General features: G+C 58.6%; 9 protein-coding genes and 4 tRNA genes. 7 read left to right on the top strand and 6 right to left on the bottom strand.

What is annotated here, in order from left to right; genetic code table 11:
• Positions 1–553: 553 nt before the first annotated feature.
• On the bottom strand, positions 554–1,312 hold the full coding sequence (locus tag IB254_RS26175) for a hypothetical protein (protein WP_192420279.1): 759 nt from the start codon (positions 1,310–1,312) through the stop codon (positions 554–556).
• Between the two features lie 393 nt (positions 1,313–1,705).
• Here IB254_RS26175 and IB254_RS26170 point away from each other — a divergent pair.
• From IB254_RS26170 to IB254_RS26155, 4 genes are all read left to right on the top strand, one after another.
• Positions 1,706–1,781, top strand: a tRNA-Glu gene (locus IB254_RS26170).
• 4 nt (positions 1,782–1,785) lie between these two features.
• Positions 1,786–1,861 (top strand) — tRNA-Gly (locus IB254_RS26165).
• Positions 1,862–1,965: 104 nt separating this feature from the next.
• Positions 1,966–2,041, top strand: a tRNA-Glu gene (locus IB254_RS26160).
• Between the two features lie 3 nt (positions 2,042–2,044).
• A tRNA-Gly gene (locus tag IB254_RS26155) sits at positions 2,045–2,120 on the top strand.
• Positions 2,121–2,236: 116 nt separating this feature from the next.
• Here IB254_RS26155 and IB254_RS26150 read toward each other — a convergent pair.
• From IB254_RS26150 to IB254_RS26140, 3 genes are all read right to left on the bottom strand, one after another.
• Positions 2,237–2,878 (bottom strand): LysE family translocator, encoded by a 642-nt coding sequence (locus IB254_RS26150; RefSeq protein WP_192420277.1) that lies wholly within the window; start codon positions 2,876–2,878, stop codon positions 2,237–2,239.
• Position 2,879: 1 nt separating this feature from the next.
• Positions 2,880–3,650, bottom strand: coding sequence for a 2OG-Fe(II) oxygenase (locus tag IB254_RS26145; RefSeq protein WP_008032955.1), 771 nt, complete (start codon positions 3,648–3,650; stop codon positions 2,880–2,882).
• Between the two features lie 92 nt (positions 3,651–3,742).
• On the bottom strand, positions 3,743–4,369 hold the full coding sequence (locus IB254_RS26140) for an alanyl-tRNA editing protein (protein WP_192420275.1): 627 nt from the start codon (positions 4,367–4,369) through the stop codon (positions 3,743–3,745).
• 91 nt (positions 4,370–4,460) lie between these two features.
• Here IB254_RS26140 and IB254_RS26135 point away from each other — a divergent pair, with 91 nt between their 5' ends.
• Positions 4,461–5,459, top strand: a complete 999-nt coding sequence (locus tag IB254_RS26135; RefSeq protein ID WP_008036719.1) for a LysR family transcriptional regulator — start codon at positions 4,461–4,463, stop codon at positions 5,457–5,459.
• 179 nt (positions 5,460–5,638) lie between these two features.
• Here IB254_RS26135 and IB254_RS26130 read toward each other — a convergent pair whose 3' ends face one another.
• Both IB254_RS26130 and IB254_RS26125 read right to left on the bottom strand, forming a co-directional pair.
• Complete coding sequence (locus IB254_RS26130; protein ID WP_008032949.1) at positions 5,639–6,046, bottom strand: PA2817 family protein; 408 nt, start codon at positions 6,044–6,046, stop codon at positions 5,639–5,641.
• Between the two features lie 74 nt (positions 6,047–6,120).
• Positions 6,121–8,568, bottom strand: a complete 2,448-nt coding sequence (locus IB254_RS26125; protein ID WP_192420272.1) for an acyl-CoA dehydrogenase — start codon at positions 8,566–8,568, stop codon at positions 6,121–6,123.
• Positions 8,569–8,817: 249 nt separating this feature from the next.
• Between IB254_RS26125 and IB254_RS26120 the strand changes: the two genes are divergently transcribed.
• On the top strand, positions 8,818–9,477 hold the full coding sequence (locus IB254_RS26120) for a transglutaminase-like domain-containing protein (RefSeq protein WP_192420270.1): 660 nt from the start codon (positions 8,818–8,820) through the stop codon (positions 9,475–9,477).
• A gap of 43 nt (positions 9,478–9,520) precedes the next feature.
• Positions 9,521–10,144, top strand: coding sequence for a glutathione S-transferase family protein (locus IB254_RS26115; RefSeq protein ID WP_192420268.1), 624 nt, complete (start codon positions 9,521–9,523; stop codon positions 10,142–10,144).
• Positions 10,145–10,261 lie beyond the last annotated feature (117 nt).

Genomic DNA, 10,261 nt, shown 5'->3' with positions numbered 1-10,261 from the left:
ACTGGGCCGTGTTGATGAAAGAGACGCTAAAGATGCTTATCTGACGCTCAAAGTAATCAGAAATACGTGATCAGGTGTTACCTATGTGCCTGAACTTTTCTGTTACCTATGTGGTTGACCCCTTCATGCCCCAGCGTCCGGCCCCTCGCTTAGGCTCGGCGTTCCCTCGCTCCGGTCCTGCTCCGTGGGCCCGCCGCGATCGGCCATCCATGGCCGTGCGCGGCTAACCCGGCATCCATGCCGGGTTGCCCACTGCGCAGAACCTCCACTCGGCCTCCCGAAGGGGCGGGTAGATCAAGATCAAAAGCGCAAGGCGAGCTAACGCTCGGCCTCGTGGTTTGGTGGGTGTACGCCGATCCATTGTAGGAGCCGGCTTGCTGGCGATGGCGACCTGACAGCCGACCGATTCTCGCGGATGTATCACGCCCTTTGTAGGAGCTGGCTTGCCGGCGATGACGGCCTGACAGCCGCCCAATCTTCCCCGGATGTACCCGCCGCTAAAACCCAGCGCAAAAAAAAGCCACCTTGTCGGTGGCTTTTCAGCTTTCCCTGATCAGTCGTAAATCACTTTCTTCTTCCAGTCCGCATCAGCCTCGACGTCTTTGAGGCCTTCGGTCAATTGGTTCACTTCGCCTTCAGCCGGCGCAGTTTTGTCCATGACTTGTGCATTCGCACGGGCCAGGAGCTTTTCCAGGTATTCGAGTTGTTCGGCGTAGACCTGAGGTTCCTGTTGTTTTCGCAGGTATTGCACACCACGTTCGAACGCCAGGCGAGCCTGGCCAGGCTGGTTTTGTTGCAGGGCGTGCTGGCCGAGGTTGTTGAAGAATTCGATGTGCAACAGAACCAGGATGTGGCGAACTTCGCGGATCCAGCGTTTGGCTTCGTTGGTCGGCAGGAAACCGTCCTGTGCCGCGCGGGTGATCTGACCGTGCAGTGCCTCGAGCAGGAAGCGTACATCCTTGGCCTTGGCTTCGGTCTGGATCGGTGCCGGCGGGTTGTTGACCGGGATCGATTCGCCCTGCGCGACCAGGGTGTTCAGTTCGCTGATCCGCACCTTGAGGTTGGCGCTGGATTTTTCCAGATTCAACAGGCGCTGGCAGACGTTCAGTTCCAGGCGAGTCAACAACAGCTTGAGAGCCGGAGTCATCAACTGGCCAGGGAACGTTTCGGTAATTTCGCCGCAGCGACGCAGGCGGTCGTTGAGCTCAACCTTGGTGCGGGCCTTTTCCAGTTTGTTGTTTTCCACCACATGGTTCATGTACCCAATGGCGATCAATAGTGCGATCCCGGCTACGACTAGCAGGGTGATCATGAGTGGTGTCACCGGTAAGACCTCTTTATGGGATTCGCGTGCGAGTGTAGTGGCTTGGCAGGGGAGCGCATAGGGCCGCTCGACGGGTTGAAACGAACAGGCTTATGCCTGTATCGACCGCAATCCTGCTTATATAAGTAATAGTGTGCGTGGTGCACATTGCCATCATCTGTTGCGTGGGTGGACTATAACGTCTTGGCGGGTGTCAGAATATAGGCGTCAAACACAGGGCGAGCAAAAAGCCGTATTCGCCGCTCAAAGCAGGGCGAAGTCATTGATTTAAATAAATTTATATCTGGGGGTTGACGACCCTTCAATCCATCCATAGAATGCGCGCCACTTACAGCGTAAAGCACACAGCGAAACGCGGTAGGGAGTGAATGTTGTACGTGTGTCCCCTTCGTCTAGTGGCCTAGGACACCGCCCTTTCACGGCGGTAACAGGGGTTCGAGTCCCCTAGGGGACGCCAATATGCGGGAATAGCTCAGTTGGTAGAGCACGACCTTGCCAAGGTCGGGGTCGCGAGTTCGAGTCTCGTTTCCCGCTCCAATTTTAAACAGCGTTGCTTTCGGGCAGGGCTGAGTGAAACCAGAACCAAGTCTTCGGATGCGGGTCTGGGCACCGAAACACACACCATGTGTTCCGGGCAGCGTGTCCCCTTCGTCTAGTGGCCTAGGACACCGCCCTTTCACGGCGGTAACAGGGGTTCGAGTCCCCTAGGGGACGCCATTTGCGGGAATAGCTCAGTTGGTAGAGCACGACCTTGCCAAGGTCGGGGTCGCGAGTTCGAGTCTCGTTTCCCGCTCCAAATTCACAAAAACGCCGCTCATTGAGCGGCGTTTTTGTTTGTGCAAAATTTATATTCAAGCCAAAAAAAAAGGGCCCGCCAGTCAGACTGAGCGGGCCTTTTGCGTGGGCGGGTTTTTACATCGACAGAATCAGGCGCCCGGCGAACAGGATCAGAATCACCCCCATGGTGCGTTCGAACCAATGGCCCATGCGCATGAACAGCACGCGCACCCGGCTGCTGGAGAAGAACAGGGCAACAATGACAAACCACAGTGCGTTCACGAAACACATCCAGAGGCCGTAAAGCGCCTGAATGTTCAGCGGGGTCGTGGCGCTGATGAGGGTGGTGAAGATTGCCAGGAAAAACAGCGTGGCCTTGGGGTTAGTCGCGTTGGTCAGAAACCCGGTGGTGAACGCCTTCAGCAGCGTTTGCTCGACGAACGGCTCGTCGGCTTCTTTATCACCTTCCAGTGCGGATTTGGGCTTGCTGCGCAACAGGCTCACACCCAGGTACAAAATGTAGGCACCGCCGATCACCTTGGCCACGGTCAGCAGCCAGGGCGTGGTGTGCATCAGCGCGCCGACGCCAAGCAGGGTGTAAAGCACGTGCACGGAAATGCCCGCGCCGATGCCCAGCGCCGTACAGATGCCTACCCACCGACCGAAACGCACACTCTGGCGGATGGTGACCGCAAAGTCCGGTCCGGGGGCGACCACGGCCAGAAAGTGAATTGTCGCCAGCGCCAGGAACTCGCCCAGGTAATTCGAAAACTGCATCTCAACTCCAGAAAGTAAGGGGTGAAGCATTGCCGCGATAGCCGACAAAGAAAGAAAGGCTCAGGCGCGGATCGGCCACGCCCGGTGTCACCGAGTGCATACAGCGCGAATTGAACATGATGAAATCACCAGGTTGCGGAAGGACCTCCAGGATCGGAGTGCCGAGCAACGCCGGATCAATGCCGTAACTGTCGCCACGCATTTCGTCGAACTGGTCGGGAGAAATGTCGTGGTCCCACATCTGCAGCGCGCCGCCTTCGGTGGGCATGTTCAGGTAAACATTGCAGGCGAATTGCGCATCGAGGCTTCTGGCCTGGTAACTGTCGGGAGCGTCCTTGGCGAAGATGTCGTGGTGGGCCAGAAAGCACACGCCGGGTTTCACCACTCGGGACAAGCCGACATACATCTTGCGGCCGTAGAGGTTTTCCAGATGCGCACCTGCCGGCCAGGACTCATCGAGCATGCAGCGCAGGGTGTCGACCGGGGACGAGTAGGGCGCGCAACGGTTGCGCAGTTCCGCGATGTTGCGCGTGGCGCGTTCGAAATAGTCTTCGATCAGCAGTGGCTGGTTTTCAGCCTCATAAAACGCCATGCCGATGCGACCGATGCTCGGTGCGTTGATATAGCCTTCGAAACCGGGCTCGAGAATCTTGTCGCCGATCTGAATCGCCAGCGGCGGGGCCAGGAAACTTTTGACCCGGATGGCGAGGACTTCTTCGTTGGCCAGTTTTTTTATGCACGTCTCATCGAGACGCTCGACGTCAAGCATCATGGTTCAGGTCCATCTATCGGATAGTCAACGGAACCCGCGAATGCAGGCCCCCCCGGCGCCAGGCGATGCCGGAGTCGGCATCGTCCAAATGCTCAGTCCACGCTGTAGTGGACTGACAGCGTTCCTTTCTTCTGCGAAACGGAAGCGATCGTGACCGTGCCCAATTCCTTCAGGCTACGTACATGGGTGCCGCCGCAGCCATAGGCGGGCAGTTCACCGAAACCGATTTCCCGGGCGCCTTCGCGCAACGATGTCAGGCGCGGCAGGTCGTGGTCGATCCATTGTTCAATGCCGGACTCGATGGTCCGGGCGTCAACCTCCTGCGCGCAATCCACCGGTTTGAACTGCACGCGTCCCTCGCCCGGCCAGTGATGCGCCTTGATCGGCATCCAGCCCATGGCCTGGACGAAATGGCCGATCAAATGGCCAGCGGAATGCATCCGTGCGTTGAACTGGCGACGTTGCTCATCGATGCGAATCTGGGTCATGCCGAGAGGGACGGGGCGGTCGACGAAATGGATGATCCGGTCCGGGTCCTGGACCACGCGCAGTACCTGGCTTTCGCCGATCCAGCCGGTGTCAAAGGGTTGTCCGCCGCCCTGAGGGTGGAACAGTGTGGCGCGTAGCACCACGGCGAATTCGTTCTCGTGCGGCGTGCAATCGAGGACTTCCACGTTAGCCTTGAGGTCATCACTATGGAAAAAGAGGCGAAGCGTCATATTCCATGTCCTCATTAAAAATTTTGTTTTTTATTATATGAAGCGTGGAATTGCGTGATAATCCGTTCAAACATCAAAGGACTGTTGCGCTGTGAGCATAAATCTTCCTCTGCCGTTGCTCGGTGAAATGGCGATATTCGTCAAGGTTGTCGAGACCGGCAGTTTCTCCGAAGCGGCGCGTCAGCTGGGTTCTTCACCGTCGGCGGTCAGTCGCAGCATTTCGCGTCTGGAGAAGGCACTCGCCACGCGCCTGTTGCAACGCACTACGCGCAAACTGCGGCTGAGCGACGGAGGCGAGGAAGTATTCAAGCGTTGCCAGGAGATGGTCAGCGCAGCCAAGTCGGTGATGGAAATCAGCGGTCAGTTCACCCATGAAGCGGAAGGGCTGGTGCGAGTCAGCGTGCCCAAAGCCGTAGGACGATTCGTGATTCACCCGCATATGCCGGAATTTCTGCGGCGTTATCCCAAAGTGGATGTGGAACTGTTACTCGAAGACCGTCAGGTGGATTTGATCGACGACAACGTCGATCTGGCGATTCGTATCACTGATCGGCCACCTGCCGGGCTGGTCGGTCGGCAATTGCTGACCATCGACCATTTACTCTGCGCCACCCCGCAGTACCTGGCCGAGCACGGCACGCCGACCCATCCCCATGACTTGCTCAACCACAGTTGCATCTACCTGGGTGAGACCCCGAGTGATGCGCGCTGGAAATTCAAGAAAGGCACCAAGGCCGTCACCGTCGGTGTGCGTGGGCGATATGCCGCCAATCACACCGGTGTGCGACTGGGCGCGGTGTTGCAGCACATCGGGATTGGCAGCCTGCCGTACTTCACCGCGCGTTATGCGCTGGAGCAGGGCTTGATTGTGCAGGTGTTGCCGGACTGGACGTTTCTGGCGTCGTACCACGGCGGGGCGTGGTTGCTGCATTCACCGACCCGCTATATGCCACCCAAGCTGCGGGTGTTGATCGACTATCTGGTGGAATGTCTTGGGAAGGAGCCGACATTGAGCAAGCCGGGTAAACCCGGTGTGGCAGGCAAGGTCGCGGCGGAGTACGAATTGCCCGAGAGTGATGGGTTGCTCTGACCCGGACCGGAGGCAACGCTAACCTTGTAGGAGCTGGCTTGCCAGCGATGGCGGCCTGGAAAACACCGCGGAATTCAAGGGCCTCATCGCTGGCAAAGCCAGCTCCTACAGGGGGGGACGATGTACAAAAAAGGCCCGCATGTTCAACCATGCGGGCCTTTTGCATTTCTGACCGGGGATCAGTGCTTGCTGTCGTCGTTCGACATCGCCAGCAACTGCTTTTCCTGATTCCAGTCGAACGGTTCGTCGTTCTGTTCAGCTTCGAAGCGACGTTCTTCCAACGCCTGATACAAGTCGATTTCATCATCGGGCATGTAGTGCAGGCAGTCACCGGCGAAATACCACAACAGGTCACGCGGGACCAGGTGAGCGATTTGCGGGTAACGGGTGATCACCTGGCACAGGATGTCCTGGCCCAGGTATTGGCTTTCGATCGGGTCGACCGGCAGCAACGCACGCAGTTCGTCGAAGCGCTCCAGGAACAAGGCATGGCTTTCTTCGGGAACCTGATCGGCCTCACCCACGGCGACCAGGATGCTGCGCAGGTGGTCGAGCAAAACGAGATGATCGGCAACGATGTTGGACACGAGATAAGTCCTCAAGAGCAAAACGGGCGCGGGAGTATAAAGCTCCTGCGCCCTTTTTTACATCGCAAGCAGGATCAGCGGACCTTTCCTTCGGCCAGCTTCAGCTCTTCTTTGTCGAAATCATCGACATCGATCACCTTGCGCCGCGCCACTTCGGCATTGCGCAGGTTGTGCGCTTCCACCGGCTGCAACACACCAGCTTCCAGCGCGGCGTCGATAACGTTTTCCCCGGCAACCGGTTTGACCTGACCGCTTTTGAGCGCCATGTGGAGTTTTTTCTGCACCGGCTGCACCGCATTCAACAGGTCGCACGCGTGTTGCAGGGCACCAACGGCGTCATCGGCCGACTGCGGACGGAAGCATCCGCCGAGCAGTTCTTCCAGGGTTGGATCGCCCTTGGCCCGGCCAATCACCGCGGCGACTTCTGCACCGAGCTTGTCCGACGGCCCTTTGTGACGGCGACCCAGTGGGAACACGATCACCCGCAACAGGCAGCCCAAAACCTTGTTCGGGAAGTTGGTCAGCAATTCATCCAGCGCACGTTCCGACTGACCAAGGCTTTCTTCCATGGCCCAGGTAAAAAGCGGCGCCATGTGTTCCGGTGAGTCGAGATCGTGGTAACGCTTGAGCGCGGCGGAGGCCAGGTACAGGTTGCTGAGCACATCCCCCAGGCGTGCCGACAGGCGTTCGCGACGTTTCAGTTCGCCGCCCAGCAACATCATGCTCAAGTCCGCGAGCAGGGCGAACGCAGCCGCCTGACGGTTGAGCGCACGGAAGTACCCCTGGCTGAGCTTGTCTCCCGGTGCATGTTCGAATTGACCAAAACCAAGGTTCAGCACCAGTGTGCTGGCGGCATTGCTCACGGCAAAACCGATGTGCTTGAGCAGCAAACCATCGAACTCGGTGAGGGCCTGATCCTTGTCTTCACGCCCAGCGAGGGCCATTTCCTTCAGGACGAATGGATGGCAGCGAATCGCCCCTTGGCCGAAGATCATCAAGTTGCGCGAGAGGATGTTCGCGCCTTCGACGGTGATGAAGATCGGCGCGCCATTCCAGCTGCGACCCAGGTAATTGTTCGGCCCCATGATGATCGCCTTGCCGCCATGCACATCCATGGCGTGGCTGATGCACTCACGCCCGCGTTCGGTAAGGTGGTACTTGAGAATCGCCGACAGCACCGACGGTTTCTCGCCGAGGTCCACCGCGTTGGCGGTGAGCATCCGTGCCGCGTCCATCATCCAGGCGTTGCCGCCGATGCGGGCCATGGCTTCCTGAATACCTTCAAACGCCGACAACGGTACGTTGAACTGTTCACGAATCTGCGCGTATTGACCGGTTACCAGGCTGGTGAACTTCGCCGCGCCGGTGCCGACCGCAGGCAACGAAATCGAGCGCCCGACCGACAGGCAGTTCATCAGCATCATCCAGCCTTTGCCGAGCATGTCCTGGCCGCCAATGAGGAAGTCCAGCGGAATGAACACGTCCTTGCCGGAGTTCGGGCCGTTCATGAAGGCTGCGCCCAATGGCAGATGACGACGGCCGATCTCAACACCGGCGGTGTCGGTCGGGACCAGCGCCAGGCTGATGCCCAGGTCTTCTTCATCGCCCAGCAAGTGATCCGGGTCATACGCCTTGAAGGCCAGGCCGAGGAGGGTGGCGACCGGGCCGAGGGTGATGTAGCGCTTTTCCCAGTTCAGGCGCAGGCCGAGGGTTTCCTTGCCTTCCCATTCACCTTTGCAGATAACCCCGGTGTCGGGCATAGAGCCGGCGTCGGAGCCGGCCAATGGTCCGGTCAAGGCGAAGCACGGAATGTCATCGCCGCGCGCCAGTCGTGGCAGGTAATGGTTACGTTGTTCGTCGGTGCCGTAATGCAGCAACAACTCAGCCGGGCCGAGGGAGTTGGGGACCATCACGGTGGAGGCGAGGTCGCCGCTGCGGGTCGCCAGTTTCATGGCCACCTGGGAGTGGGCGTAGGCAGAAAAACCCTTGCCGCCGTATTCCTTGGGAATGATCAGGGCGAAGAAACCGTTTTCCTTGATGTGGGTCCAGGCCTCGGCCGGCAGGTCCATGTCCTGGCCGATCTGCCAGTCAGTGACCATCGCGCATAGCTCATCGGTCGGGCCGTCGATGAAGGCTTGTTCCTCTTCGGTCAGTTGAGCTTTGGGATAGGACAGCAGTTTGTCCCAGTCCGGACGGCCGCTGAACAGTTCGCCGTCCCACCACACCGTGCCGGCGTCGATGGCATCGCGCTCGGTTTCCGACATCGGCGGCAGGGTTTTCTGGAACCAGTTGAACAGCGGCGCGCTGAAGTATTTGCGGCGCAGGTCGGGCAGCAACAAGGGCGCCGCGACGGCCGCGATCAATACCCAGAGCACCAGCAGCAGCCAGCCAGGCGCACGACTGAAGGCCCCCATCGCCACCACATAAACGGCAACGATGCACAGGGCGGGTAGCGGGGCGATACGGCGGTGGGCTAAATACGCAATCCCGACAACCAGAACCAGTATCCACAACAGCAGCATATTTAATCCTCCGTGAAACCAGGGCAAAACCAACCTTCAGAGCTTAGACGGCATCCGCAAAACAGGGTGGTCAGAGCGAGGTGATTGAAATCGTGGGAAACCTTCGATGAGTTTTGTAGGACCGATTGGCATCGGGCCGGGCAAATCGTTCGCCGGGCGGGCGGCAAAGCGTCCATGTTTGGCCGAAACGTCGTTATCTCTGTGCTGAACCTGTCGCTAGACTCGTGGCTTCCTCAGGAGATTGTCCTCATGCACGAGTATCTGCGTCCCGGCCGCTTCATCGATAGTGACCACCCGTCGGTGGTGGAGTTCGCCGAAAAACATCGCGGCAGTAACCGCGACCCGCTCGAGCAGGCGATCAATCTCTATTACGCAGTGCGCGAGGCCGTGCGTTACAACCCTTACACGTTCAGCCGCGATCCAGAGACCTTGCGCGGCAGTTATGCGCTGGCGACCGGTGAGAGTTATTGCGTGCCCAAGGCCACGCTGCTCGCCGGTGCGGCGCGGCATTGCGGAATTCCCGCGCGGATCGGTCTGGCGGATGTGCGCAATCACTTGTCGACCCCGCGTTTGCTGGAATTGCTCAAGAGTGACGTGTTCGCCATGCATGGTTATACAGAGCTGTTCCTGAACGATCGCTGGGTCAAAGCCACGCCGGCGTTCAATCAGAAACTCTGCGAAATGTTCAACGTTGCGCCACTGGAATTCGACGGGATCAACGACAGCGTTTTCCACCCGTTCAATCGTGATGGCGAGCAACTGATGGAGTACCTGATCGATCACGGTCAGTTCACCGATGTGCCGGAGGCGTTCTTTTTCGAACACCTGGAAAAGTGCTATCCGCACTTGTTCAGCGAACAGTTGCCGCAGCTGTTGGGGGATATGCAGAGCGATTTGAGTCGCGGCTGATCCGGCGTATGCTGCCTGCGCATTCATCAATCAAGAGGCGGTCATGCTGAAGATCTGGGGTCGGAAAAATTCGTCGAATGTCAGAAAACCTTTGTGGGCCGCCGAAGAACTGGGCCTGGCCTATGAAGCCATCGATGCGGGCGGCGCCTTTGGCGTGGTCGATACGCCCGAGTATCGTGCGATGAACCCCAACGGTCGCGTGCCGGTGATTGAAGACGACGGTTTCGTGCTGTGGGAATCCAACGCCATCGTGCGTTACCTGATGGCTCGCCACGCCAACGACACCGCCTGGTATCCCTCGGATCTGAAGGCCCGCGCCACTGCCGACAAATGGATGGACTGGACCACTTCAAGTTTTGCCGGGCCGTTCCGCACCGTGTTCTGGGGTGTCTTGCGCACACCTGCAGATCAGCAGGATTGGCCCGCCATCAACGCCGCAATCAAAGAGTGCAATGGCTTGCTGGCAATGGCCGATCAGGCATTGGCGGCCAAACCGTACTTGTCCGGCGATGAAATCGGGATGGGCGACATTCCTCTCGGCAGCTTCATTTATGCCTGGTTCGAGATGCCGATCGAGCGTGCCCCGCAGCCACATCTGGAAGCCTGGTATGCACGGCTGAAGCAGCGTGCGGCGTACAAGAAAGCCGTCATGACCGCGTTGACTTAATACTCACTATCGACACACTTGACTGTACTTGTGTGGCGGCGACAAGCACCATTGCGCTCATGCGCCGCGGTTGCAATGCTCGCCGCCCGCCCTTATTGATCCCTTTCTTCCCTTCTT

Source organism: Pseudomonas sp. PDM03 (genome assembly GCF_014852385.1).
In the GTDB taxonomy this organism is placed as follows: domain Bacteria; phylum Pseudomonadota; class Gammaproteobacteria; order Pseudomonadales; family Pseudomonadaceae; genus Aquipseudomonas; species Aquipseudomonas migulae.
The sequence above is the reverse complement of the archived record's forward strand: the minus strand, read 5'-3'. Positions and strand labels throughout refer to the sequence as shown.